25 protein-coding genes are annotated in these 25,679 nt (G+C 68.7%); 9 read left to right on the top strand and 16 right to left on the bottom strand.

What is annotated here, in order from left to right; translation table 11 throughout:
• From mrdA to F3J18_RS24425, 4 genes are all read right to left on the bottom strand, one after another.
• A partial coding sequence (gene mrdA / locus F3J18_RS24410) for a penicillin-binding protein 2 (protein ID WP_166914675.1) occupies positions 1–2,038 on the bottom strand: 2,038 nt, incomplete at its 3' end.
• A 133-nt stretch (positions 2,039–2,171) separates the two neighbouring features.
• The gene (gene mreD / locus F3J18_RS24415; RefSeq protein WP_025097224.1) at positions 2,172–2,684 is read right to left on the bottom strand and encodes a rod shape-determining protein MreD; all 513 of its coding nucleotides are present in this window, start codon (positions 2,682–2,684) and stop codon (positions 2,172–2,174) included.
• The gene (mreC, locus tag F3J18_RS24420; protein WP_166914677.1) at positions 2,681–3,787 is read right to left on the bottom strand and encodes a rod shape-determining protein MreC; all 1,107 of its coding nucleotides are present in this window, start codon (positions 3,785–3,787) and stop codon (positions 2,681–2,683) included. The genes mreD and mreC overlap by 4 nt, the downstream gene beginning before the upstream one ends.
• A 178-nt stretch (positions 3,788–3,965) precedes the next feature.
• Positions 3,966–5,009 (bottom strand): rod shape-determining protein, encoded by a 1,044-nt coding sequence (locus F3J18_RS24425; RefSeq protein WP_004189550.1) that lies wholly within the window; start codon positions 5,007–5,009, stop codon positions 3,966–3,968.
• 390 nt (positions 5,010–5,399) lie between these two features.
• On the opposite strand from F3J18_RS24425, the gene gatC reads away from it, so the two are divergent.
• The 5 genes from gatC to F3J18_RS24450 all read left to right on the top strand — a co-directional run bounded on the left by gatC (position 5,400) and on the right by F3J18_RS24450 (position 10,594).
• Complete coding sequence (gene gatC, locus F3J18_RS24430) at positions 5,400–5,699, top strand: Asp-tRNA(Asn)/Glu-tRNA(Gln) amidotransferase subunit GatC (protein ID WP_025097222.1); 300 nt, start codon at positions 5,400–5,402, stop codon at positions 5,697–5,699.
• Between the two features lie 70 nt (positions 5,700–5,769).
• Complete coding sequence (gatA, locus tag F3J18_RS24435; protein WP_025097221.1) at positions 5,770–7,260, top strand: Asp-tRNA(Asn)/Glu-tRNA(Gln) amidotransferase subunit GatA; 1,491 nt, start codon at positions 5,770–5,772, stop codon at positions 7,258–7,260.
• A gap of 3 nt (positions 7,261–7,263) precedes the next feature.
• On the top strand, positions 7,264–8,739 hold the full coding sequence (gene gatB, locus F3J18_RS24440) for an Asp-tRNA(Asn)/Glu-tRNA(Gln) amidotransferase subunit GatB (protein ID WP_025097220.1): 1,476 nt from the start codon (positions 7,264–7,266) through the stop codon (positions 8,737–8,739).
• Positions 8,740–8,914: 175 nt separating this feature from the next.
• Entirely contained in the window at positions 8,915–9,754 is an 840-nt protein-coding gene (locus F3J18_RS24445; RefSeq protein WP_025097219.1) for a PPK2 family polyphosphate kinase, read from the top strand.
• Positions 9,755–9,820: 66 nt separating this feature from the next.
• Positions 9,821–10,594, top strand: a complete 774-nt coding sequence (locus tag F3J18_RS24450) for an exodeoxyribonuclease III (protein WP_025097218.1) — start codon at positions 9,821–9,823, stop codon at positions 10,592–10,594.
• A gap of 120 nt (positions 10,595–10,714) precedes the next feature.
• On the opposite strand, the gene F3J18_RS24455 is transcribed toward F3J18_RS24450, so the two are convergent.
• On the bottom strand, positions 10,715–11,773 hold the full coding sequence (locus F3J18_RS24455; RefSeq protein ID WP_166914679.1) for an NAD(P)-dependent alcohol dehydrogenase: 1,059 nt from the start codon (positions 11,771–11,773) through the stop codon (positions 10,715–10,717).
• A gap of 241 nt (positions 11,774–12,014) precedes the next feature.
• On the opposite strand from F3J18_RS24455, the gene F3J18_RS24460 reads away from it, so the two are divergent.
• Positions 12,015–12,965, top strand: a complete 951-nt coding sequence (locus F3J18_RS24460) for an AraC family transcriptional regulator (RefSeq protein ID WP_166914681.1) — start codon at positions 12,015–12,017, stop codon at positions 12,963–12,965.
• Between the two features lie 72 nt (positions 12,966–13,037).
• On the opposite strand, the gene F3J18_RS24465 is transcribed toward F3J18_RS24460, so the two are convergent.
• The 7 genes from F3J18_RS24465 to argB form a co-directional block, all read right to left on the bottom strand.
• Positions 13,038–13,988 (bottom strand): M48 family metallopeptidase, encoded by a 951-nt coding sequence (locus F3J18_RS24465; RefSeq protein ID WP_166914683.1) that lies wholly within the window; start codon positions 13,986–13,988, stop codon positions 13,038–13,040.
• Entirely contained in the window at positions 13,978–15,294 is a 1,317-nt protein-coding gene (locus F3J18_RS24470; protein WP_025097214.1) for an AmpG family muropeptide MFS transporter, read from the bottom strand. The genes F3J18_RS24465 and F3J18_RS24470 overlap by 11 nt, the downstream gene beginning before the upstream one ends.
• Positions 15,295–15,303: 9 nt before the next feature.
• Positions 15,304–15,918, bottom strand: coding sequence for a methionine biosynthesis protein MetW (gene metW / locus F3J18_RS24475; RefSeq protein WP_013699723.1), 615 nt, complete (start codon positions 15,916–15,918; stop codon positions 15,304–15,306).
• Positions 15,915–17,060, bottom strand: a complete 1,146-nt coding sequence (locus F3J18_RS24480; protein ID WP_166914684.1) for a homoserine O-acetyltransferase — start codon at positions 17,058–17,060, stop codon at positions 15,915–15,917. Before F3J18_RS24480 ends, metW begins: the two co-directional genes overlap by 4 nt.
• 268 nt (positions 17,061–17,328) lie before the next feature.
• Entirely contained in the window at positions 17,329–18,090 is a 762-nt protein-coding gene (gene slmA, locus F3J18_RS24485) for a nucleoid occlusion factor SlmA (protein WP_166914686.1), read from the bottom strand.
• Complete coding sequence (locus tag F3J18_RS24490; protein WP_166914690.1) at positions 18,057–18,812, bottom strand: pyrimidine 5'-nucleotidase; 756 nt, start codon at positions 18,810–18,812, stop codon at positions 18,057–18,059. The genes slmA and F3J18_RS24490 overlap by 34 nt, the downstream gene beginning before the upstream one ends.
• Positions 18,813–18,916: 104 nt before the next feature.
• The gene (gene argB / locus F3J18_RS24495) at positions 18,917–19,816 is read right to left on the bottom strand and encodes an acetylglutamate kinase (RefSeq protein WP_025102279.1); all 900 of its coding nucleotides are present in this window, start codon (positions 19,814–19,816) and stop codon (positions 18,917–18,919) included.
• A gap of 248 nt (positions 19,817–20,064) precedes the next feature.
• Here argB and F3J18_RS24500 point away from each other — a divergent pair, with 248 nt between their 5' ends.
• The 3 genes from F3J18_RS24500 to F3J18_RS24510 all read left to right on the top strand — a co-directional run bounded on the left by F3J18_RS24500 (position 20,065) and on the right by F3J18_RS24510 (position 22,324).
• Positions 20,065–20,427 (top strand): cysteine-rich CWC family protein, encoded by a 363-nt coding sequence (locus F3J18_RS24500; RefSeq protein WP_166914688.1) that lies wholly within the window; start codon positions 20,065–20,067, stop codon positions 20,425–20,427.
• A 2-nt stretch (positions 20,428–20,429) separates the two neighbouring features.
• A complete protein-coding gene (locus tag F3J18_RS24505) occupies positions 20,430–21,716 on the top strand; it encodes an ATP-binding protein (RefSeq protein ID WP_036052934.1) in 1,287 nt (428 codons plus the stop codon).
• Positions 21,717–21,781: 65 nt separating this feature from the next.
• Entirely contained in the window at positions 21,782–22,324 is a 543-nt protein-coding gene (locus tag F3J18_RS24510) for a response regulator transcription factor (RefSeq protein ID WP_013699716.1), read from the top strand.
• A 95-nt stretch (positions 22,325–22,419) separates the two neighbouring features.
• On the opposite strand, the gene hslU is transcribed toward F3J18_RS24510, so the two are convergent.
• The 4 genes from hslU to F3J18_RS38685 form a co-directional block, all read right to left on the bottom strand.
• On the bottom strand, positions 22,420–23,763 hold the full coding sequence (gene hslU / locus F3J18_RS24515; protein WP_013699715.1) for an ATP-dependent protease ATPase subunit HslU: 1,344 nt from the start codon (positions 23,761–23,763) through the stop codon (positions 22,420–22,422).
• 10 nt (positions 23,764–23,773) lie between these two features.
• A complete protein-coding gene (hslV, locus tag F3J18_RS24520; protein ID WP_013699714.1) occupies positions 23,774–24,310 on the bottom strand; it encodes an ATP-dependent protease subunit HslV in 537 nt (178 codons plus the stop codon).
• A 300-nt stretch (positions 24,311–24,610) separates the two neighbouring features.
• Positions 24,611–25,027, bottom strand: a complete 417-nt coding sequence (dksA, locus tag F3J18_RS24525) for an RNA polymerase-binding protein DksA (RefSeq protein ID WP_013699713.1) — start codon at positions 25,025–25,027, stop codon at positions 24,611–24,613.
• 312 nt (positions 25,028–25,339) lie between these two features.
• On the bottom strand, positions 25,340–25,679 hold a 340-nt coding region (locus tag F3J18_RS38685), incomplete at its 5' end, for a dienelactone hydrolase family protein (protein WP_345892529.1).

Genomic DNA, 25,679 nt, shown 5'->3' on the forward strand with positions numbered 1-25,679 from the left:
CCGCGGCGGGCGGCACCGGCTGCGGCAGCGCCGTGAAGCCCGTGGCGATCTCCACCGGCCGCGTGGTGTCGCCCACCACCGGCGCGCTGACCGGCTCGGTCGCCGAGGCGGCGGCGGCCACCGCGGCGGCCTCGTTGGTCGGGTTCTGGCGCTCGACCAGGTAGAAGTCCAGCACCTTGCGCGCGATCGGGCCGGCCGACTGCGCGCCCCAGCCGCCGTTCTCGACGATCAGCGCGAGCGCGATCCGCGGGTGGTCGGCCGGCGCGTAGGCGGTAAACAGCGCGTGGTCGCGCAGGTGCTCGGCCAGCAGGTGGCCGTGGTAGTTGGCGCCCTGCAGCGAGAACACCTGGGCCGTGCCGGTCTTGCCGGCCGCCGTGTAGGCTGCGCCGCGGAAGATCTTGTAGGCGGTGCCGGACGGATTCTCGATCACGTTCTCCAGGCCGCGCTTGACCACGTCGATGTCGGCCTGCTTGAGCGGGATCACCTCGCTTTCCTTGGGCACCGTCAGGTGCCGCTCGCGGGTGATCGGGTTCTCGACTTCCTTGACCAGGTGGGGCTTCATCACCACGCCGTTGTCGGCCAGCGTGGCCATCGCGTGCGCCAGCTGCAGGATCGTGAAGGAGTTGTAGCCCTGGCCGATCCCCAGGCTGATGGTCTCGCCGTCGTACCACTTCTGCAGCGCGGGCTTGCGGAAGGTCTTCTTCTTCCATTCCGGCGAGGGCAGCACGCCGCGCGCCTCGCCCTGGATGTCGATGCCGGTGATCTGGCCGAAGCCGAACGGCTTCATGAAGTTGGCGATGTTGGTGACGCCCAGGTCGCGCGCCAGCATGTAGAAATAGGTGTCGTTCGACACCATGATGGCGCGGTTCATGTCCACCCAGCCCTGGCCCGAGCGCACGTCGTTGCGGAAGGTGTGGCCGCCGAAGGTGAAGTAGCCGGGATCCTGGAAGCCCCAGCCCGGCGTGCGCTTGCCCAGCTCCAGGCCGGCCAGCGCCATGAAGGGCTTGTAGGTCGAGCCGGGCGGGTAGGTGCCGTGCAGCGGGCGGTTCAGCAGCGGCTTGTCGGGCGAGTTGTTGAGCTCGTCCCAGGTCTGCTGGTCGATGCCGTCCACGAAGGAGTTGGGATCGAAGCTCGGCGAGGACACGAAGGCCAGCACGTCGCCGGTGGCCGGCTCGATCGCCACCAGCGCGCCGCGCTTGCCGGCGAAGGCCTGCTCGGCCACCTGCTGCAGGCCGATGTCGAGCGACAGCACCAGGTTGTTGCCGGGCGTGGCCTGGGTGCGCGAGAGCGTGCGCACCGGGCGCCCGCCGGCGGTCACCTCGACCTCCTCGAAGCCGGTGATGCCGTGCAGGTCGGTCTCGTAGCTCTGCTCGACGCCGATCTTGCCGATGTAGTCGGTGCCCTTGTAGTTGTTGGCGTCGCGACGCGGATCGTAATGCTCGGGATCGCTGTCGTTCTCGTCGCTCATCGCGTCGATTTTGTCCTGGTCGCGCTTCGAGATCCGGCCGATGTAGCCGATCACGTGCGCGGCGGTGGGCCCCAGCGGGTACTGGCGGAACAGCCGCGCGCGCACCTCGACGCCGGGGAAGCGCCAGCGCTGCGCGGTGAAGCGCGCGACTTCCTCGTCGGTCAGGCGGGTGCGGATCGGCAGGCTCTCGAAGTTCTTCGAGTCCTCCTGCAGCTTCTTGAAGCGGCGCCGGTCGCGCGCGTCGATCGGCACCACCTCGGAGAGCGCGGTGATGGTGTTGTCGAGCGTGTCGGTCAGCTTCGAGGGCGTGATCTCGAGCGTGTAGGCCGAGTAGTTGCGCGCCAGCACCACGCCGTTGCGGTCGGTGATGATGCCGCGGTTCGGCACGATCGGCGCCACCGAGATGCGGTTCTCGTCGGCCTGCAGCGCGTACTTGCCGTGCTGCCAGACCTGCAGGTAGAAGAAGCGCGTGGCCAGCAGCCCGAAGCAGACGAACACGAACAGGCCCGCCGCCGCGACGCGCAGGCGGAACTTCGAGAGCTGCTGCTGGGTGTCCTTGAATTCGGTCATGCGGAATCGGGGAAAAGCGGGGGCAGGACGGCGGCCGGCGCCTGGGCCGGCATCGCGGCCGGCAGGGCGACGGCGGCGAGCGGCGCCGGGGAGGACGGAAGCGGGGCGCTCGACATGAGGCGGCCGGGGCGGCTCAGATCGGCCGCGTGTCGTCCGGATCGACCGGGCGGCGTTGCGGCATCAACAGCAGGAGGCTGGCGACCGGCCACAGCACGGCCTCCACGAAGCCGTCGACCAGGTAGCTCCAGCCGGGGAAGGCGGCGCCCATGATCAGGCGGATCACGAACGGCACCAGCTGGGCCAGCACCAGCAGCGGCGCGACGTAGAACATCTGCACGCCGAGCGAGAGCCACAGCACGCGGCGGTGGATCGTGATCGCGCCATAGGACAGCAGCGTGTAGGCCAGCGCGTGCTCGCCGAGCAGGCCGGCGTCGTGCACGTCCATCAGGATGCCGAGCAGGAAGGCCACGCCCATGCCGACCTTGCGCGGCTGGTGGATGTTCCAGAACAGCAGCACCAGGGCCACGAAGTCGGGCACGCCGGGCAGCCGGCCCCAGGGCATCAGGTTCAGCAGGAAGGCGACCGCCAGGCTGAAGACGATGAAGGTCGGGTTGACCGGCTGCAGGATGTATTGCGGGCGGCTCATGGCTGCGTTCCCCGGGACGGCGCGGCGGCCGGGGCCTGCTGGGTGGCTGGCGGGGCGGGCTGGGTATTGGTTGCCGGCTTCGCGGCGGGCGCGGGGCGGCCGCTCCTGGCGGCGGGGGCTGCCGGGGCGGCCTGGGCCGGCGCCGGCGCGGTGGCGGCTGGCTTCTCGCCGGCGGCGGGCGCCGCGCCCTTGCCCTTGTCGGCGGCCTTCGCGCCCTTCTTGCCCTTGGCGTTCTTGTCCGCGTCCGGGTCGACCGGGCGCGGCGGCACGTCGTTCTGGTAGTGCAGCACCAGCATCTCGCGCGCGCCGCGCACCGCCGCCACCGGCATGCAGACCACGTGCGCGAAGGCGGTGTCGGCCAGCTTGTCGATCCGCACCACCTTGGCCACCGGCAGGCCCGGCGGGTAGGTGCCGTCCAGGCCGCTGGTCACCAGCTCGTCGCCCACCATCAGGTCGGCGCTGGTCGGCACGAAGCGCAGGTCCAGCGAATCGCCCTTCGGGGTGCCGTAGATCACGCTGCGCAGCCCGGTGCGCAGCACCTGCACGGGAATCGCCAGGTCGCGATCGGTGATCAGGGTGATCTCGGACTGCAGCGGGAACACGCGCGTGACCTGGCCGACCACGCCGTCCTCGGTCACCACCGGCGCGCCGTTCTGGATGTCGTCGTGCGAGCCGTGGCCGATCACCACCTTCTGCGAGAACGGATCGCTGGTGTCGTACTGGATCTCGACCGGGGTGGACTGGGCGGCGATCCGCGCGCGCAGGCCCAGCACGGCGCGCAGGTGCGCGTTGTCGGACATCAGCTGGCCGGCCTGGTTGGCCTGCAGCGACAGCGCCAGGTTGCGCTCGCGCAGCTGCTGGTTGTCGTGGCGCAGCGAGGCATTGGTGGCGGCGAGGTCGGCGGCGCCCATGAACAGGTCGCGCGGCACCAGCGCGGCCCGTTGCAGCGGGAACAGCGCGGTGCCCAGGATGCCCCGGACGATTTCGAGCGTACTGAAGCGCGCATCCGAGACGAGGAGCGCGATCGCCAGCGCGACGAAGAAGATCAGCCGCGCGAGCGCGGAAGGACCTTGCTTGAAGAGGGGCGGCGGACTGTATTCCATGGTCGGCGCCGGGCGCTTGATCGGTTAAATGATCCTCAGACGCGAAAAACGCGCGGCGGTTCGGCTGATCTTGCCAAGCCGGCGCGTCGCGCGTGCGTCGTCGGTGACTGCTGCCGGGGGCGGGCGCCCGCCGGCATGGGCCGCGCGCGTCGCCCGACGACGCGGCCCGGGCCCGGATTTATTCGTACGAGAAGATGCTGCCGAGCTTGTCCATGCGCTCGAGCGCCATGCCGGAGCCGCGCACCACGCAGGTCAGCGGATCCTCGGCGACCAGCACCGGCAGGCCGGTTTCCTCGGCCAGCAGGCGGTCCAGGTCGCGCAGCAGCGCGCCGCCGCCGGTCAGCATCATGCCGCGCTCGGCGATGTCGGCGCCCAGTTCCGGCGGGGTCTGTTCGAGGGCGATTTTCACCGACGAGACGATCTGGTTCAGCGGATCGGTCAGCGCCTCGAGGATTTCGTTGCTGGAGATCGTGAAGCTGCGCGGGATGCCTTCCGACAGGTTGCGGCCCTTCACTTCCATCTCCTTGACCTCGGAGCCGGGGAAGGCGGAGCCGATTTCCTTCTTGATCGCCTCGGCGGTCTGCTCGCCGATCAGCATGCCGTAGTTGCGGCGGATGTAGTTGACGATCGCCTCGTCGAACTTGTCGCCGCCCACGCGCACCGAACCCTTGTAGACGATGCCGCCCAGCGAGATCACGCCCACCTCGGTGGTGCCGCCGCCGATGTCGACCACCATCGAGCCGGTGGCTTCCGAGACCGGCAGGCCGGCGCCGATCGCGGCCGCCATCGGCTCCTCGATCAGGTAGACCTGCGAGGCGCCGGCGCCGTGCGCGGCTTCCTTGATGGCGCGGCGCTCGACCTGGGTCGAGCCGCAGGGCACGCAGATGATGATGCGCGGCGAGGGCGAGAACATCCGCGACTCGTGCGCCGTCTTGATGAACTGCTTGATCATCTGCTCGGTGACGGTGAAGTCGGCGATCACGCCGTCTTTCATCGGACGGATCGCCTCGATGTTGCCCGGCACCTTGCCGAGCATCTGCTTGGCTTCCTTGCCGACCGCCTGGATCGTCTTCTTGCCGTTGGGGCCGCCTTCCTGGCGGATCGACACGACGGACGGCTCATCGAGGACGATGCCCTTGCCGCGCATGTAGATGAGGGTGTTTGCGGTGCCGAGATCGATCGCGAGATCGTTGGAGAAGTAGCTGCGCAAAAAACCGAACATTCAGAATCCTGTCTCGCTCTGGGCCGACCCCGGGCCGAGTTGGCGCGCTGGGGTGGCGGCGGAAAAAATAACAGCCTCGGATCGGGCGGGAGCGGCCGCCTCGGGAACGCGAAGCTGCGTGTGAAATCTACCGGGGCCGTCGCGCGAGCCGCGCGGCAGGCGGGCTGGTGGCAGCCGGCTTGCAGCTAACGGTAAGCCGTGCGGGAGGGACGGTCCGGGGCTGGGTCGAACGCGTAATGATACCTTATAATTTCCGGGTATTTGAACCCAAACGGACCGTCAATTCACCGCTTCGTCCCCGCTTTTTGAGGGTTCGAACGAGTCCTCCAACCCCCTGTCGCGGCGCGGCTTCCGATGCGTCGCACAAGCCCAGTTTTTCCGGTGAAACGCATGGCTTTGACCCTGAACGATGTGAAACGCATCGCGCACCTCGCGCGGCTCGAGATAGCCGACGCCGAGGCCGAGCACACGCTCGCCCAGCTCAACGACTTCTTCGGCCTCGTCGAGCAGATGCGCGCCGTCGACACGACCGGCATCGCGCCGCTCGCGCACCCGATCGAGCAGATCCAGGACGTGGCCCAGCGCCTGCGCGAGGATGCCGTGACCGAGCACGTGAATCGCGACGAGAACCAGCGCCCGGCGCCTGCGGTCCAGGAAGGCCTGTTCCTGGTGCCGAAGGTGATCGAATAACAAGGCCGGCCCGCCCGGCCCGGGATCGCGGCTCGCCGCGCTCGCTCAAGAATCCAGGAATCCTCCAGCAATGCATGCCAACAGCCTGACCGAACTGCGCGCCGCGCTCGACGCCGGCCAAACCTCGGCCGTCGAGCTCGCGCAGCTCTACCTGCAACGCATCGACGCGGCGCGCGAGCTCAACGCGTTCGTCCACGTCGACCCCGATCTCACCCTGGCCCAGGCGCGCGCCGCCGACGCCGCGCGCGCGGCCGGCACCGCCGGCCCGCTGGCCGGCCTGCCGATCGCCCACAAGGACGTGTTCGTCACGCGCGGCTGGCGCTCCACCGCCGGCTCGAAGATGCTGGCCGACTACACCAGCCCGTTCGACGCCACCGTGGTCGAGCGGCTCGCCGCGGCCGGCATGGTGACGCTCGGCAAGACCAACATGGACGAGTTCGCGATGGGCTCGTCCAACGAGAACTCGGCCTTCGGCGCCGTCAAGAACCCCTGGGACACCCTTGCCGTGCCGGGCGGCAGCTCGGGCGGCAGCGCCGCGGCGGTGGCCGCGCGCCTGGCGCCGGCCGCCACCGGCACCGATACCGGCGGCTCGATCCGCCAGCCGGCCTCGTTCGCCGGCGTCACCGGCATCAAGCCGACCTACGGGCGCGTGTCGCGCTACGGCATGATCGCCTTCGCCTCTTCGCTCGACCAGGGCGGCCCGATGGCGCAGAGCGCGGCCGACTGCGCGCTGCTGCTCGACGCGATGGCCGGCTTCGACGCGCGCGATTCCACCAGCCTGGAGCGCGACGACGAGCAGTTCGGCCGCCATCTCGGCCAGGCCTGGACGCCCGACGCGGCGGCCGGCCGGCCGCTCGAGGGCCTGCGCATCGGCCTGCCGAACGAGTATTTCGGCGAAGGCCTGGCAGCCGACGTGCGCGCGGCGATCGACGCGGCGCTCAAGCAGTACGAGGCGCTCGGCGCCACCCTGGTGCCGGTCTCGCTGCCCAAGACGGAACTCTCGATCCCGGTCTATTACGTGATCGCGCCGGCCGAGGCCTCCTCGAACCTGTCGCGCTTCGACGGCGTGCGCTACGGCCATCGCGCCGCCCAGTACGGCGACCTGCTCGACATGTACAAGAAGTCGCGCGCCGAGGGCTTCGGGCCCGAGGTCAAGCGCCGGATCCTGGTGGGCACCTACGTGCTCTCGCACGGCTACTACGACGCCTACTACCTGCAGGCGCAGAAGATCCGCCGCATCATCGCGCAGGATTTCCAGAACGCCTTCGAGCAGTGCGACGTGATCATGGGCCCGGCCTCGCCGAGCGTGGCCTGGGATCTCGGCGCCAAGGGCGACGATCCGGTCCAGATGTACCTGGCCGATATCTACACGCTGTCGGTGAGCCTGGCGGGCCTGCCCGGCATGAGCGTGCCCTGCGGCTTCGGCGCCGGCGCCAATGCGCGCCGCCCGGTCGGCTTGCAGATCATCGGCAACTATTTCAACGAAGCCCGGATGCTGCAGGTGGCCGACGCGTTCCAGCGCGTGACCGACTGGCACAAGCAAGTTCCGGCGGGGGTGTAAGACATGGCTCAGCAGTGGGAAGTCGTTATCGGTCTGGAGACGCACGCGCAATTGTCGACGGCGTCGAAGATCTTCTCGGGCGCCTCGACGCAGTTCGGCGCGGAACCCAACACCCAGGCCTGCGCGGTCGACCTGGCCCTGCCCGGCGTGCTGCCGGTGCTCAACCGCGGCGCGGTGGAGCGGGCGATCCGGCTGGGCCTCGCGCTCGGCTCGACGGTGGCGCAGCGCAGCATCTTCGCGCGCAAGAATTACTTCTACCCGGATCTCCCCAAGGGCTACCAGATCAGCCAGTACGAGATCCCGGTGGTGCAGGGCGGCCAGCTCACGATCCAGGTGCCGGCCAACGAGAAGGCGGGCAAGGAAGCCTACTCGAAGACCATCAACCTGACGCGCGCCCACCTGGAAGAGGACGCCGGCAAGTCGCTGCACGAGGACTTCGCGGGCATGACGGGCATCGACCTGAACCGCGCCGGCACGCCGCTGCTCGAGATCGTCACCGAGCCCGAGATGCGCAGCGCCGCCGAGGCGGTGGCCTATGCCAAGGCGCTGCACGCGCTGGTGATGTGGCTCGGCATCTGCGACGGCAACATGCAGGAAGGCTCGTTCCGCTGCGACGCGAACGTCTCGGTGCGCCCGCTGGGGCAGGAGAAGTTCGGCACGCGCGCCGAGATCAAGAACCTGAACTCGTTCCGCTTCCTGGAGGACGCCATCAACTACGAGGTGCGTCGCCAGATCGAGCTGATCGAGGACGGCGGCACGGTGGTGCAGGAAACCCGCCTCTACGATCCGGACAAGCGCGAGACGCGCTCGATGCGCAGCAAGGAAGACGCACAGGATTACCGCTATTTCCCGGATCCGGACCTGATGCCGGTGGTGATCGACCCGAAGTGGATCGAGCGCGTGCGCGGCGAGATGCCGGAGCTGCCGGCCGCGATGCAGCAGCGTTTCGTCGAGCAGTACGGCGTGACGCCCTATGACGCGGTGGTGCTGACCGCCAGCAAGGCGATGGCGGCCTACTTCGAGGCGCTGGTGGGCAAGGCCGGCGCGGCCAATGCCAAGGTGGCCGCGAACTGGCTGATGGGCGACGTGTCGTCGCTGCTGAACCGCGAGGGCATCGAGATCGACGCCAGCCCCGTGTCGGCCGCCCAGCTCGCGCTGGTGCTGCAGCGCATCGCCGACGGCACCATCTCGAACAAGATCGCCAAGGAAATCTTCCAGGCGATCTGGGACGAGAAGGCCGGCGACGAAGCCGCCGCCGATCGCATCATCGAGGCCAAGGGGCTCAAGCAGATCTCCGACAGCGGCGCGCTGGAGGCGATCATCGACGAGGTGCTGGCGGCCAACGCCAAGTCGGTCGAGGAGTTCCGCGCCGGCAAGGAGAAGGCCTTCAACGCGCTGGTCGGCCAGGCGATGAAGGCGACCAAGGGCAAGGCGAACCCGGCCCAGGTCAACGAGCTGCTGAAGAAGAAGCTGGGCTGAGGCGGGGGCGGGCCGCGGCGGGATCGCCTGCCGCAGGATCGCCTGCCGCTTCAACGGGCCGCTGCCGGGCCGGGTGTCCGCGGCGGCTCGTTGCGTTATGCTCGTCGGTTCGTGTCGCGGCAGCGGCCATGCCGGCAGCGTCCGCGACATCCCGAACCCGTTCCAGGAGGCAGTGATGGCGAAGCCAGTGTCGCTCGACGATTTCCTCGTACCGTTCCACACCGACGAGAAGGCCGCGGCCGCGTTCCAGCTCGATCGGTTCGAGCCCGGCGCCAAGCCGTTCTCGGCGGGCTCGAAGGACACCGACCGGGCGCGCCTGTCCGAGCTGTCGATGAAGATCGACGCGCTGCAGGACATGCTGCACACGCAGCCGCGCAAGCGCCTCCTGCTGGTGCTGCAGGGCATGGACACCAGCGGCAAGGACGGCACCGTGCGCGCGGTGTTCCACGAGGTCGACCCGCTCGGCCTGCGGGTGGTGCCGTTCAAGGCGCCCACCTCGGTCGAGCTGGCGCACGACTTCCTCTGGCGCGTCCACGCGCAGGCGCCGGCCGCCGGCGAGCTGACCATCTTCAACCGCAGCCACTACGAGGACGTGCTGGTGCCGCGCGTGCTGGAGAGCATCGACAAGACCGAATGCGAGCGTCGCTTCCGGCAGATCCGCCAGTTCGAGGAGATGCTGCACGAATCGGGCACCACCATCGTCAAGTGCTTCCTGCACATCTCAAAGGGCGAGCAGCGCGAGCGCCTGCAGTCGCGTATCGACGATCCGAACAAGCACTGGAAGTTCGACGTCTCCGATCTCGAGGCGCGCAAGGACTGGGATGCCTACCAGATCGCCTATCGCGACGCGCTGGCCGCCACCTCGGCGCCGCATGCGCCTTGGTACGTGATCCCGGCCGATTCCAAGACGCATCGCAACGTGATGGTCGCCGAGCTGCTGCTGCGCGAGCTGACCGCCATGAAGCTGGCCTATCCGCCCGCCAAACCCGAACTGGAGGGCGTGAAGGTCGAGTGAGCCGCCGCCCGGATCACGCCTTGCGCCCCAACCCACGAACCGAACAACACTGAACGGAAACACATCATGCTGCGTGTCATCACGGCGAACCTGAACGGCATCCGATCGGCCGCGAAGAAGGGCTTCTTCGACTGGCTCGGCGACCAGAAGGCCGACTGCGTCTGCGTCCAGGAAATCAAGGTGTCGGCCGACGACCTGCCGGCCGAGTTCGCGGCGCCGCACGGCTTCACCGGCCATTTCCACCATGCCGAGAAGAAGGGCTACAGCGGCGCGGGCCTCTACACGCGGCGCGAGCCCGACGACCTGATCATCGGCTACGGCAGCAGCGAGTTCGACAGCGAGGGGCGTTATGTCGAGGCGCGCTACGGCAAGCTCTCGGTGATCTCGGTCTACGTGCCCTCGGGCTCGAGCGGCGAGGAGCGCCAGCAGGCCAAGTTCCGCTTCATGGCCGAGTTCATGCCGCACCTGGCCGAGCTGAAGGCGAAGAAGCGCGAGGTGATCCTCTGCGGCGACGTCAACATCGTCCACAAGGAAATCGACATCCGCAACTGGAAGAGCAACCAGAAGAACTCGGGCTGCCTGCCCGAGGAGCGCGCCTGGCTGACCCAGCTGTTCGACGAGGTCGGCTACGTCGACGTGTTCCGCACGCTCGACCCGCGCCCGGACCAATACACCTGGTGGAGCAACCGCGGCCAGGCCTACGCGAAGAACGTGGGGTGGCGGATCGACTACCAGATCGCCACGCCGGGCGTGGCTGGTACCGCCAAGCAGACCTCGATCTTCCGCGATATCAAGTTCAGCGACCACGCGCCGCTGACGGTCGACTACGACTACAAGTAAGCGCGAGGCCGCTCGATGAAACGGCGCCGCCGGGAGGAATCCCGGCGGCGCCGTTCTGCTTTCGCGGCGAGGCTGGCGCGCCGCCGGGCGGCAGCGCCTCACCTCATCGCCTGCCCGACTTCAGGCTGCCTGCTTCAGCGAGGCGATGTCGATCACGAAGCGGTACTTCACGTCGCTCTTGAGCATGCGCTCGTAGGCGGCATTGATGTCCTGGATCTTGATCATCTCGATGTCCGAGGCGATGCCGTGCTCGGCGCAGAAATCGAGCATCTCCTGCGTCTCGGCGATGCCACCGATCAGCGAGCCGGCCAGGCGGCGACGCTTGAAGATCAGGTTGAACACCTGCGGCGACGGGTGGTCGTGCTCGGGCGCGCCCACCAGCGTCATGGTGCCGTCGCGCTTGAGCAGGTTCAGGAACGGGTTGAGGTCGTGCTGCGCGGCCACCGTGTTGACGATCAGGTCGAAGGAGTTGAGATGCGCGTTCATCTGCGCCTCGTCCTTCGAGATCACCACTTCGTGCGCGCCCAGGCGCTTGCCGTCCTCGATCTTCGAGGGCGAGGTGGTGAACAGCACCACGTGCGCGCCCATCGCGCGGGCCAGCTTCACCCCCATGTGACCGAGGCCGCCCAGGCCGACGATGCCGACCTTCTTGCCGGGGCCCGCGCCCCACTGGCGCAGCGGCGAATAGGTGGTGATGCCGGCGCACAGCAGCGGCGCGGCGGCGGCCGGGTCGAGCTTGTCCGACACGCTCAGCACGAAGGCCTCGTCGACCACCACCTGCGAGGAGTAGCCGCCGTAGGTGATCTCGCCCGTCACGCGGTCCTGGCCGTTGTAGGTGCCGACGAAGCCGTTCTCGCAGTATTGCTCGAGGCCGTCCGCGCAGCTCGGGCAGGTGCGGCAGGAATCGACCAGGCAGCCGACGCCGACCATGTCACCGGTCTTGAAGCGCGTCACTTCCGGGCCGACCGCCGTCACGCGGCCGACGATCTCGTGGCCCGGTACCACCGGGTAGACCGAGTTGCGCCACTCGTTGCGCGTCTGGTGCAGATCGGAGTGGCAGACGCCGCAGTAGAGGATCTCGATCTGGACGTCGAGATCGCGCAGCGCGCGTCGCTGGATTTCGAGGGGGGCGAGCGGCGAAGTCGCGCTCTGCGCCGCGTAGGCGTAAGTCGTGCTCATTGAGGAGGCTCCTTACCATGGGAATCGAAACGATTCGTGCAGCCGCTGGAACGAAGTACCCGGAGGATCCGGGAGGCCGCGACGAAACGGGTACCCATGGTAGGGACGGGGCTGGGGACCCGATATACCTGAAGGTCTTGAAGCTTTGCCCATTCCTCTTGAATTGTGCATTCGCAGCACGCAGGGGCCGCCCACGATGCTAGATTGCAAGCCTGATCCTATTACGGCCATGGGACGCGCAATGAGCTTCGAACCCCTGATACCGGATGGCGACCTGCGCGTGCAGCAGCGCATCATCGCGCTGCTCGGCCGGCTCGCCCCGAACGACGGCATCACGGATGCCGAACTGGAAGGCGTGCGCTTCATGCGCGTGAACACCTCCACGCCGCGCTGCCCGGTGCTCTACGAGCCCAGCATCGTGATCGTCTGCCAGGGTCGCAAGATCGGTTATGTCGGCGATCGCACCTTCGTCTACGACGAGCGCCAGTACCTGGTGATGTCGGTACCGCTGCCCTTCGAATGCGAGACCTTCACCGCCGAACACGGCCCGTTCCTGGCGATCTCGGTGCGCATCGATCTCGGCGTGATCGCCGAGCTGGCGATGCTGCTGGAGGAAACCCACGGCGCGGCGGTCAGCGAGCCCGACAGCATCTGCTCGACGCCGCTCGGCGCGCCGCTGGCCGACGCGGTGCTGCGCCTGCTGGAGGTGCTGCAGTCGCCGCACGACACGCGTGTGCTGGGCCCTTCGATCATGCGCGAGATCGGCTATCGCGTGCTGACCGGCGAGCAGGGCGACGGGATCCGCGCGGCGCTGGCCCAGCAGCATCACTTCGGCCGCATCGCCAAGGCGCTGCGCCGCATCCACATGCATCTCGAGGGCGAGCATTCGGTCGACATGCTGGCGGCCGAGGCCGGCATGAGCGCGGCCGTGTTCCATGCGCATTTCCGCCGCGTGACCGGCACCTCGCCGATGCAGTACGTGAAGGCCACGCGCCTGCATCACGCGCGGCTGCTGCTGGTGCAGCACGGCGTGAGCGCGGGCCTGGCGGCCGTGCGTGTCGGTTACGCGAGCGCCTCGCAGTTCAGCCGCGAATTCAAGCGCATGTTCGGCCGCAGCCCCGGCGACGAGGTGCGCTGGGTGCAGGCCTCGCGCGGCCTGGTGGCGAGCGACGAGACCGTCGAGGTCGAATGAGAAGGGCGCGCCGCCCGATGCGCCCGATGCGCATCCTCATCGAGATCGGTGCATCGACGCCCCCGGGCGGCTTCAGCGCAGCCGCGTCTTGCGCTGCACCGCGCTGATGCCCGCATAAGGCGGCAGCGTCTCGACGCGCTTGCCGATCGCCTTCGCATACACCGGCATCCAGTCGCCGAGCCGCTTGAGCAGGTCCTGCCGGCGGCGCTTGTCGTAAGGGTGGGCGTAGATGAAGCCGTGCGCGCGGTCGCCGCGCGTGGCGGCGGCGAGCTTGTCCCACAGCGTGATGGCCGCGCGCGGATCGAAGCCGGCGCGCGCCGCGATGTCGCCGCCGATCACGTCGGCCTCGGTCTCGTCGGTCGGCCCGTAGCGCAGCGCTGCGAGTCGCTGGGCGATGTCGGGCAGCGCCGGCAGCGGCTCGGTCAGGCCGTACAGCGAGGAGATTGGATTGGCGCCGAGCGTGGCGGCCACCTGCATGTCGCCGAGCCCCTCGCGCGCGTGCTCGCGCAGCGCATGCGCCATCTCGTGGGCGAGCAGCACGCCCCATTCGTTGTCGTTGAGCCGGAGCCGGTCGAGCAGCCCGCTGTCGACCAGCAGCTTGCCGCCCGGCAGGCCGACGATGCGCGTGCCGCGCGAGCGCACCACGTTGAGCTCCCAGTGCCAGCCCTTGACGCGATCGTTCCATTTCACCGCATAGGGCGCGAGCCGGTCGACGAAGCCGTGCAGCCGCTTCACGCGCGCGTCGTCGGCGGGCAGCAGCGTGTTCGACTGCGCGGCGGCCTGCACCATCTGGCGATATTGCGCGGTGGTGATCTGTTCCAGGACCGGCGAGGGGATCAGGTTGCGGAACGCAAAGGCATTGCCGTATTGCACGCCGGGCTGGGCCGGCGCGTAGCCGGCGGCATGCTGGGCAGCGGGAGCCGACGCGGCGGCCGCCTCGCTGGCCGCCAGCACCGGCGCGGCACAGGCCAGCAGCAAGCCGGCGGCGGCCGTGCCGAGGACTTTCGCGAACTCAGCCGGCACGCGCGGCCTCGTCCTGCGCGCGGCCGCTGCCCCAGGGCGCGACCTTGAACAGCAGCAGCATGCCCGGGATGCCGAGCGCGGCGCAGACCAGGAAGTAGTCGAACCAGCCGATCCTCGCCACGATGAAGCCGCTGGAGGCCGAGGCCAGCGTGCGCGGCACCGAGGCCAGGCTGGTGAACAGCGCGAACTGGGTGGCGGTGTAGCGCGGGTCGGTGGTGCTGGCGATATAGGCCGTGAAGGCCGCCAGCGTGAGCCCGGTGGAGAAGGTCTCGAAGCCGTACACGCCCGCCATCAGCACCGGATCGGGGCCGGCCTCGGCCAGCCAGGCGAAACCGAGCGTGGAGGCGATCTGCACCAGGCCGAAGATCCACAGCCCGCGCGCGATGCCGATCTTGACCAGCCAGATGCCGCCGAGGATGCCGCCGGCCAGGCTGGCCCAGAACGCGGTGGTCTTGGCCAGCACGCCGATCTGGGTCTTGTTGAAGCCGATGTCGAGGAAGAACGAGGTGGACAGCGTGGTGGCCATCACGTCGCCGAGCTTGTAGACGAAGATGAAACCGAGCACCAGCAGCGCGTTGCGCCAGCCGCCGCGCGCGAGGAATTCGCGGAACGGCAGGATCACCGCGTCGCGCAGGTTCTTGGGCGGCGCGCCGTGCATCTCGGGCTCGCGCACCAGCAGCGTCATCGCGATGCCGGGCAGCATGAAGGCGGCCGTCACCATGAACACGAGGGTCCAGGGCAGGTGGTCGGAGAGGATCAGCGCCAGCGAGCCTGGCACCAGCGCGGCGATCTTGTAGGCGTTCACGTGCACCGCGTTGCCGAGCCCCTGCTCGGTGTCGCGCAGCAGCTCGCGCCGGTAGGCGTCGATCACGATGTCGGAGCTCGCGCCGAACAGGGCCACCAGGGTGGTCAGCGCGGCCACGGTCCAGATCGAGTCGCGCGGCGAGACGAAGCCCAGGGTGGCGATCGCCGCGGCCACCAGCAGCTGGGTGACGAACATCCAGCCGCGCCGGCGGCCCGGGCGCCAGCCCGGCAGGCGCGGCACGTAGCGGTCCATCAGCGGCGCCCAGAGGAATTTCCACGTATAGGGAAACTGGATCAGCGCGAACAGGCCGATTTCCTTCAGGTTGACCCCTTCCGAACGCAGCCAGGCCTGCACCAGGTAGACCAGCGTGAACAACGGCAATCCCGAGGTGAAGCCGAGGAACACGCAGATCAGCATGCGCGTGTTCAGGAAGGCTCGCCAGCCGGGATGTTCGTCGTGCGCGGCCAGCGCGGGTGCGTCGTGCTGCTCGGGAGAGGTCATGAAGGGTCGTCAGGGATGGCTTCGCTTGACGCGATAGACAGCAAGACTACCACGCCAGTTCGCGCCCCAACGGACCGGCTGGCCGCCGTGCAGCACGGCCCGATCGAGGATCTCGATGCCCACCTCGGGCGCCAGCGCCTCGAAATCCTTGATGGTCAGCACCCGCACGTTGGGGGTGTTGTGCCACTGGTAGGGCAGCGATTTCGACACCGGCATGCGCCCGCGCAGCACCGACAGGCGGTGCGCCCAGTAGCCGAAGTTCGGGAACGAGACGATGCACTCGCGGCCCACGCGCACCGTCTCGCGCAGGATCGCCGCGGTCTGGTGGATGGTCTGCAGGGTCTGCGAGAGGATCGCGAAATCGAAGCTCTGGTCCTCGAACAGGCGCATCCCGTCCTCGAGGTTCTGCTGGATCACGTTGACGCCGTTCTTCACGCAGCCGAGCACGCCCGCGTCGTTGATCTCGATGCCGTAGCCGGTCACCTCGAGCTCCTCGGCCAGCAGCGCGAGCAGCGAGCCGTCGGCGCAGCCGAGGTCGAGCACGGTCGAGCGCGGCTCGACCCAGCGCGCGATGGCGCGGAAGTCCGGCCGCGCGGACAGCATCGTCAGGGCCTGCTGGTTCATGCTCCCACCTCCACGGCGATACGTTCGTAATAGGCGCGCACCACGTTGTGGTAGCGCGCGTCGTCGAGCAGGAACGCGTCGTGGCCGTGCGGCGCGTCGATCTCGGCGTAGCTGACCTGGCGGCGATTGTCGAGCAGGGCCTTGACCAGCTCGCGCGAGCGCGCCGGCGCGAAGCGCCAGTCGGTCATGAAGCTGGCCACCAGGTACTTGGCGCGGGTCTTCGCCAGCGCGGCGGTGAGATTGCCGTCGTAGGCCTTGGCCGGATCGAAGTAGTCGAGCGCGCGGGTGATCAGCAGGTAGGTGTTGGCGTCGAAGTATTCGGCGAACTTGTCGCCCTGGTAGCGCAGGTAGGACTCCACCTCGAACTCGACGTCGAAATTGAAGTTGTAGGCGTCGAGCGCGCCGTCGGCGCGGCGCAGCGCGCGGCCGAATTTCTCGGCCATGTCGTCGTCGGACAGGTAGGTGATGTGGCCGATCATGCGCGCCACGCGCAGGCCGCGGCGCGGGATCACCTGGTGCGCGTAGTAGTTGCCGCCGTGGAAGTCGGGATCGGACAGGATCGCCGAGCGCGCCACCTCGTTGAAGGCGATGTTCTGCGCCGAGAGCTTGGGCGTGGAGGCGATCACCATGCAGTGCGCCACGCGATCCGGGTACATCAGGCTCCAGGCCAGCGCCTGCATGCCGCCCAGGCTGCCGCCCATCACCGCGGCGAAGCGCTCGATGCCGAACGCGTCGGCCACGCGCGCCTGCGCGTTGACCCAGTCCTCCACCGTCACCACCGGGAAGCGCGCGCCATAGGGCGTGCCGGTGGCCGGGTCCAGGCTCATCGGGCCGGTCGAGCCGAAGCAGGAGCCCAGGTTGTTCACGCCGATCACGAAGAAGCGGTTGGTGTCGAGCGGCTTGCCCGGGCCCACCATGTTGTCCCACCAGCCGGTGCTGCGCGGATCGTCCGCGTAGATGCCGGCCACGTGATGCGAGGCGTTGAGTGCGTGACAGACCAGCACCGCGTTCGAGCGTGCGGCGTTCAGCTCGCCGTAGGTCTCGACGACGAGCTGGTAGTTGCCGAGCACGCTGCCGCTTTGCAGCCGCAGCGGTTCGGCGAAATGCATGGTCTGAGGAGCGACGATGCCGATCGATTCCATTCGTTCCGCCTTGTTGACTGGGCGGCTAAACGGTGTCGGCGATGCGCGGAGTCGAAGTTGCGCGGCTGACGACCTCTTTAGCCGCATTTGTAGTGAACCCGCCGGTGTTCCGGTGGGTTCGCGCGCCCGCAATCGAGTCAGCAAATCGGCGCGTTCTTCGGGTGTCGTCGCGCCCAGGGCGGCGACGAGCCGGGCAAAGTATAGCGGAAATCGGCGCGGCGGTTGCGCGCGGGCGGGGGCAGGGCGGGGTGGACTCCCGCCCGCTGCCTCAGCGCAGGATCAGCTGCAGCTGGATGTCGGCCTGCTCGGCGGGCGACTTCGTGAAGCCGCTGCGCGCGTAGCGATGCCAGCGACCCAGCACGTGGGTGACCAGCAGGTTGGCGCGCAGGGCCGGGTCGTAGCCGGCCGGCTGGAGCGGTGCGCCGGCCTCGCCGGCCTCGCCGGCGGCGCCTGCCGCGCTCGTCGGGCTGCGGGTCGGCTGCTCGCCGTTGCCGTCATCGTCCCTGGCCGCCAGCGCGAGGCGCAGGCACTGCCGCACCGAGGCCTCGACGCGCTCGAGCATGCGGTCCACGCGCTCGCCGAGCCGCTCGTGCTCGCCGACCAGCGCCTCGCCGGTCAGCACCCGCGTCATGCCGGGGTTGCGGGCCGCGAAGTTCAGCAGCATCAGCCCGATCGCGCGCGCCTGCAGCACGCCGTCGGGCTCCTTTTCCAGGATCTGGTTGATCAGGCCGAAGATGGTGGTTTCGATGAACTCGATCAGGCCTTCGAACATCTGCGCCTTGCTGGCGAAATGCCGGTACAGCGCCGCCTCCGAGATCTCCAGCCGGGCCGCCAGCGCCGCGGTGGTGATCTTCTCGCGCTTGGGCGCCTCCAGCATCGCCGCCAGGGTCTGCAGGATCAGCACCCGGCGTTCGCCCGGCCTGGGCCGCGTGCGGCCGCGCGGCGCGGCGGCCCCGGCGGTGCCCGGGCTGCCGTCGGCGGTGGTCTCGTCGTCGTTCAAGGCCGCGTGGCGCGGTTCAGTCGGCTGCATTTCTGTCGCCCCGATCGTGTGCTCAGTCGCAGCGATTGTAGCGAAGCAATACGACGATCGACATAGTGCGGCCGTCCCACGCGCGGCTGATGGTCGGGCAGGTGCCCGGTGATCCAGATGGTGCGGATGCCCAGGCGCTTGTAGCGCTTCAGGTGCGAGCGCGTGTCTTCCACCAGGATCGCCTCGGCCAGCGCCACCCGGGCGTCGCGCATCGCGCGGCGCAGCATGGTGGCGTCGGGCTTGGCGCGCCAGGCGCGGCGGTCGCGCATCTGCTCGATCGCGATCACGCGCTCGAAGTGCCGCTCGATGCCGAGCTCGGCCAGCACCGCGCGCGCATAGACTTCGGGCGCGTTGGTCAGGATCAGCTTGCGCCCGGGCAGCGCGGCCAGGCGGCGCGCCAGCCCGCGCTCGGCGCGCAGCATCGAGGGCAGGTCCTCGAAGGTGTGGACCACCTTCAGGAAATCGTGCGGATCGACCGGGTGATGGCGCGCCAGGCCCAGCAGGGCGGCGCCGTAGCGCTGCGTGTAGTAGGTGCGCAGATGGTCGGCACGGGCCCGGTCGACCTGCAGCGTGTCGATGATGTACTGCGTCATCGCCGTGTTGATCGCCGGGAAGACCGCGTGCGAGGCGTGGTGGAGGGTGTTGTCGAGGTCGAACAGCCAGACCGGACGGCCGGCCAGGGGGCGCCGGCGGCGGGGGCGGCGCGCGAGGCGCGCGCCGATGTCGGCACCGGGGCCGCTGGCGGCCGGCGCGGCGGGCCGGGAGTCCGCCGGCCTGCCGGCGGCGCGCGGGGCCGTGGAGCCCGCGCGGCGGGGAAGGCGCCCGCTCAATGCGAGCGGATCATCGTGCCGAACGGCTGCTCGGTGAGAATCTCGAGCAGCACCGAGTGCTCGATGCGGCCGTCGACGATGTGCACCGACTTCACGCCGCTCTTGGCCGCGTCCAGCGCCGAGGAGATCTTCGGCAGCATGCCGCCCGAGATCGTGCCGTCCTCGAACAGCGCGTCGATCTCGCGCGCCGAGAGGTCGGTCAGCAGGTTGCCTTCCTTGTCCATCACGCCGGGGATGTTCGTCATCATGACGAGCTTCTCGGCGTTCAGCACGGTGGCCAGCTTGCCGGCCACCAGGTCGGCGTTGATGTTGTACGACAGGCCGTCCTCGCCGAAGCCGATCGGCGAGATCACCGGGATGAAGGCGTCGTCCTGCAGCGCCTTGACCACCGCCGGGTTGATCGCCTCGACCTCGCCCACCTGGCCGATGTCGATGTACTGACCCGGATTGTCGCGGTCCGGCATCATCAGCTTGCGCGCGTGGATCAGGCCGCCGTCCTTGCCCGTGAGGCCCACCGCGTGGCCGCCGAAATGGTTGATCAGGGTGACGATGTCCTGCTGCACCTCGCCGCCGAGCACCCATTCCACCACTTCCATGGTTTCCTCGTCGGTGACGCGCATGCCCTGGATGAAGGTGCCCTGCTTGCCGATCTTCTTGAGGGCGGTGTCGATCTGCGGGCCGCCGCCGTGGACGATCACCGGGTTGATGCCGACCAGCTTCAGCAGGATCACGTCGCGCGCGAAGCCCTGCTTGAGGCGCTCTTCCGTCATCGCGTTGCCGCCGTATTTGATCACCACGGTCTTGCCGTGATAGCGACGAATGTACGGCAGCGCTTCCGCGAGGATTTCGGCTTTCAGCGTGGGAGCGATCTGCGAGAGGTCGATGGGATCGGACATGGCTCGGACTCGGGTTCGGGGCGGTTGAAACGTGAAGCGGGACGGCGAAACACGGCGAATTGTACACAACTGGCGCAGTGCAGCATGCGGTTTTTGGGCATTTTCGGCCATTCGGACGAAGCTTGCGCCAGCCCTGTTTCGACGCGGTTTTTGTGCGACAAAAGGGCGCGATCAGCGGGGCGCCGCTGAGGCAATCGCGGGCCGGCGCGCTATGCTTGTCGGATTGTTCCCCAGCCATCCGCGCGACGATGCCACGACCCGCCGCAACCGCCGTTCCAGCCAGCCGCAGTGCGCGGCGCGCCTGCTCGGGCTCCTGCCCGAACTGCGGCGCCGCGTTCGACTGCGGCGCGCCGAAGGCGGGTTCGGCGGCTGGCGCTTCGGCCGGTGCCGAGCCGTTCGTCTGCTGGTGCGCGGCGCTGCCGCCGCTGCGGCCCGCGGCCGATGCGACGGCGGGTTCGGCCCAGGCACCCCAGGCGACCGGCGCCTGCCTCTGCCCCGAATGCCTGGCTGCCGCGCTCGCCGAGCAGGCCGCCCGCGCCGCCGGCATTCCCGCCGCGCCGCTCGAAGAGACGCCGGCCGCTCCCGCCCCACGGAGTAAACTGCGCCGATGATGATGCAACGAATCACCACCACCGGCCGCGTCAACCTCGGCAACCTGTTCTGGCTGCGCACGCTCGCGATCATCGGCCAGCTCGTCACGATCGCGGTCGCCCAGGTGTTCTTCGGCGCCAACCTGCCGCTGCCCGCCATGCTCAGCGTGATCGCGCTGGAGGTGGTGTTCAACGCGCTGACCTGGCTGCGCGTGCTGCGCGCTCGCCCCGAAACCAACTTCGAGCTGATGGGCCAGCTGTGGGTCGACATCGGTGCGCTCTCGGCCCTGCTGTTCCTCTCGGGCGGCACCACCAATCCCTTCGTCTCGCTCTACCTGCCCTCGCTGGCGATCGCGGCCGCGGTGCTGCCCTGGCACCTGATGGTCTGGCTGGCGGCCTTCTCGGTGGCCTGCTATTTCGCGCTCGGCTTCAATTCGGTGCCGCTCAACCTCGACAATCCCGCCAACCTGTTCGACTACTACCGCGCCGGCCAGGGCGTGAACTTCCTGGTCTCGGTCGGCCTGATCGCCTGGTTCGTGGCGCGCATGTCGAATGCGCTGCGCCAGCGCGACGCCGCGCTCGGCGAGGCGCAGCAGCGCCTGCTGCGCGACGAGCGGGCGGTCGCGCTGGGCGTGCAGGCGGCCACCGTGGCGCACGAGATGGGCACGCCGCTGTCGACCATCGCGATGCTGACCGAGGAGCTGCGCGACGCGGCGCGCGACGATCCGGGCCTGGCGCGCTACGACGCCGACCTCAAGGTGCTCGACGAGCAGATGACGCAATGCACCTCGGCGCTGGCGCGGCTGCGCAGCCGCGCCTCGGGGCCGGCCGCGCGAGAGAGCCTGGCCACCTGGCTCGACACCTTCGGCCGTCACTGGCGGCTGCGCCATCCGCATGTCGAGTTCGAGCAGATCGGCGCGGGGCCGGCCGGCCTGGAACTCGAGGATACCGTCGCGGTCGGCCAGATCCTCACCATCCTGCTCGACAACGCGGCACGCGCGAGTCGCGATCGCGTGACCCTGCAGGCGCGGCTCGCGCGGCAGGGCGAGCGCGACACGATCGTGTTCGAGGTGGTCGACAACGGCCCCGGCATCCCGCCCGCGCTGCGCGAATCGCTCGGCACCGCGCCGGTCGACAGCACCCAGGGCGGCCATGGCGTCGGCCTCTACCTGGCCTTCAGCGCGGCTTCGCGGCTGGGCGGCACGATCGAGCTGGCCGACGCCGCGCCGCGCGGCACGCGCGCCCTGCTGCGGCTGCCCGTGACGCGCCAGGCCGCGAGCGCGGACCCATCGGCGGGGCTGATCGCCTGAGCGGCCCGCCCGTGCCGCCTCGCCCCGCCACCGCTTAACCATACGCTGACCCGAAGGAGAAAACGATGAGCGACAACCACTTCCTCGTCATCGACGACAACGAGGTATTTGCCGGCACGCTGGCGCGGGGCCTCGAGCGTCGCGGCTATCTCGTCCAGCAAGCGCATACGCGCGATGCGGCGCTGAAGCTCGCGAGCGCGTCGAAATTCGAGTTCATCACGGTCGACCTGCATCTCGGCGAGGATTCGGGGCTGTCGCTGATCGCGCCGCTCTGCGACCTGCAGCCCGATGCGCGGATCCTGGTGCTGACCGGCTACGCGAGCATCGCCACCGCCGTGCAGGCGGTCAAGGACGGCGCCGACAACTACCTGTCCAAGCCCGCCAACGTGGAATCGATCCTCGCCGCGCTGCAGACCAACGCCAGCGAGGTGCAGGCCGAGGACGCGCTGGAGAACCCGGTGGTGCTGTCGGTCGACCGGCTCGAATGGGAGCACATCCAGCGCGTGCTGGCCGAGAACAACAACAACATCTCGGCGACGGCGCGCGCGCTGAACATGCATCGGCGCACGCTGCAGCGCAAGCTGGCCAAGCGGCCGGTGCGGCAGTAGGCGGCCGGCGCCGGCGGCAACGCCGGCGCGGCGCATGAAAAAAGGGCGGCCCGCTCGACGCGGGTCCGCCCTTTTTTTCATTCCTGCGGCGTTTTTTACAGCACGTAGCGCGACAGGTCCTCGTCCTTCGAGACCTCGCCGAGCGCGCGGTCGACATAGGCCGCGTCGATCGTCACCGCCTCGCCGGCGTGATTGCCGGCCGCGAACGAGACGTCCTCGAGCAGCTTCTCGATCACGGTATAGAGGCGGCGCGCGCCGATGTTCTCGGTCTTCTCGTTGACCGAGAAGGCGATCTCGGCGAGGCGCCGGATGCCGTCATCGGCGAACTCGAGCTGCACGTCCTCGGTGGCGAGCAGCGCCTGGTACTGCTTGACCAGGCTCGCGTCGGTGGCCACCAGGATCGACTCGAAATCCTTCACCGACAGCGAATCGAGTTCGACGCGGATCGGGAAGCGCCCCTGCAGCTCGGGGATCAGGTCGCTCGGCTTGGACAGGTGGAAGGCGCCGCTGGCGATGAACAGGATGTGGTCGGTCTTGATCATCCCGTACTTGGTGTTGACCGTGGTGCCCTCGACCAGCGGCAGCAGATCGCGCTGCACGCCCTGCCGCGACACTTCCCCGCCGCCGCCCTCGTTGTTGCGCGAGGCGATCTTGTCGATCTCGTCGAGGAACACGATGCCGTTCTGCTCGACGTTCTGCACCGCGCGCGTCTTCACTTCCTCGTCGTTGAGCAGCTTGGCGGCTTCCTCGTCGCTCAGCAGCTTCAGCGCTTCCTTGATCTTGACCTTGCGGCGCGTCTTTTTGCCGCCGCCGATGTTCGAGAACATCGAGCGGATCTGCTCGGTCATCTCTTCCATGCCCGGCGGCGCCATGATGTCCATGCCGGCCTGCGGCTGCTCGATGTCGAGCTCGACCTCCTTGTCGTCGAGCGCGCCCTCGCGCAGGCGCTTGCGGAAGGTCTGGCGCGTGGCGTTGTTGTCGTCGTTGGCGGTCTCGCTGTTCGAGCCGAAGCCCACCGCGCGCGGTTGCGGCAGCAGGATGTCGAGGATCCGGTCCTCGGCCTGGTCCTGCGCCTTCGAGCGCACCTTGCGCATTTCCGATTCGCGGGTCTGCTTGACGGCGATCTCGATCAGGTCGCGCACGATGCTGTCGACGTCGCGCCCGACGTAGCCGACCTCGGTGAACTTGGTGGCCTCGATCTTGATGAAGGGCGCGTCGGCCAGCTTGGCCAGGCGCCGCGCGATCTCGGTCTTGCCGACGCCGGTCGGCCCGATCATCAGGATGTTCTTGGGGGTGATTTCCTGGCGCAGCGGCTCGGCCACCTGCTGGCGGCGCCAGCGATTGCGCAGCGCGACGGCCACCGCCTTCTTCGCCTTGTGCTGGCCGATGATGTGCTTGTCGAGTTCCGAGACGATCTCGGCAGGGGTCATGGTGCTCATGTCGGCGTCCTTACTCGATCGTTTCGATGATGTGGCTGTGGTTCGTGTAGATGCACATGTCGCCGGCGATGGTGAGCGCCTTCTTGACGATCTCGCCCGGCGACAGCTCGGTGTTCTCGGCCAGCGCGCGCGCGGCCGCCTGCGCGTAGGAGCCGCCCGAGCCGATCGCGCAGATCCCGCCTTCCGGGTCGAGCACGTCGCCGTTGCCGGTGATCACCAGGGTGGTGGTCTTGTCGGCCGTGATCAGCATCGCCTCCAGGCGGCGCAGCATGCGATCGGTGCGCCAGTCCTTGGCGAGTTCGACGGCGGCGCGCGTCAGGTTGCCCTGGTGTTTCTCGAGCTTGGCCTCGAAACGGTCGAGGAGCGAGAAGGCGTCGGCCGTGCCGCCGGCGAAGCCGACCAGCACCTGGTTGTTGTAGATGCGGCGTACCTTGCGCGCGCCGCCCTTCATGACGATATTGCCGAGCGTGACCTGGCCGTCGCCGCCGAGCGCGACCTGCTCGCCGCGGCGCACGGAGACGATCGTCGTGCCGTGATATTGCTCCATCTGCGTTCCTTCAGAGAATCCGGGGAGGACGCGGGGGTGCGGGGCACCGCCGCCCTGGCGACGCGCGGCGCGGCCACCGGGGCGCACCGCGCGTATTGCAGACATGTTAGGGCAGCCGAGGCGATATCAAGAGCGGGAATGCCCGAAGCGGGGCGGCGCGGGCGCGGGCGGCCGGGGCCGCGGGCAGGCGCAAGGCCGGCCGGGCAAGGAGCGCGGCCCGAAAAACAAAAAGCGCGCGGCAAGCCGCGCGCTCTGTCGAAGCAGCGTGAGGTGGCGCGGGAAGCGGCCGCGCCGGGCGGATCAGTCGCCGAACAGCTTCTGGCGCAGCTCGCGGCGCTCCTGGGCTTCCAGCGAGAGGGTGGCCGTCGGGCGCGCGATCAGGCGCGGAATGCCGATCGGTTCGCCGGTTTCCTCGCACCAGCCGTAATCGCCGGAATCGATGCGCGCGAGCGACTGCTGGACCTTCTTGAGCAGCTTGCGCTCGCGGTCGCGCGTGCGCAGCTCGAGTGCGTGTTCCTCTTCGATCGTCGCGCGATCGGCAGGATCCGGCACGATCACCGTTTCACGCAGGTTCTCGGTCGTCTGGCCCGCATTGCGGAGGATTTCCGCCTGCAGCTGTTCGAGTCGATTTTTGAAGAACGCGAGCTGATCGTCATTCATGTAATCCTTCTCGCTCATCTTCAGGATTTCGGCTTCGGTCAAGAGTTTGTTCGTCATCTGCTTGCTTCTTCAATGTGCGGCAAATCGCGAGATATTGCCCGCACTTTGGGATTACCCGCAACGGCCTTTGTCATGGTTTGCCAATCATTTGCCGTTGTCGGGGCCGAAAGCCTCCGGTACCGTTAGCCCGGTACCCCTGGTCCGGCCCGCTCGCGCCGTGACGCGATCCGCGGTGCTTCCCGCGCCCGGCCCGAAGCCGGCTAGCGGGGGCGATGCCGGTGTTGCCCGGCGAGTCATGCAAGAACCGGGCCTGTTACTGCCGCCATCCAGTGGGCACGTATTGTAACTGAATCGCTTCGCCGCTCCGCATCAGGGGATTCCACCGCCGTGCCGCCCCGATATCCTAAAAATATAACCTGCAAAGCGCGAAAAAGCGATGACGGGATCAAATCGTGTGCCTGCCCGGCCGGCGCGGCGCGAACCGAAGGATGCGCGAGGCGGGAACAGGGGCAGCGAAGGGATGGCGGCAGGCTGGCCGGCCAGCGGGAGGGTGGCCCGGAACCGACCCGGAATCGGCCAGGGATCAGCCGCGAAAGCGGGCGGCGCCGATGCGCCGGAGGCAGCCGCCAGATAGGCGAGCCGGCCGCCGAAGCAGTAGCCGATCCCGGCCACCTTGCCCTCGACCTCGGGACGCGCGCGCAGCGCGGCG

The organism is Burkholderia sp. Ax-1720 (assembly GCF_011753035.1).
In the GTDB taxonomy this organism is placed as follows: domain Bacteria; phylum Pseudomonadota; class Gammaproteobacteria; order Burkholderiales; family Burkholderiaceae; genus Burkholderia; species Burkholderia gladioli.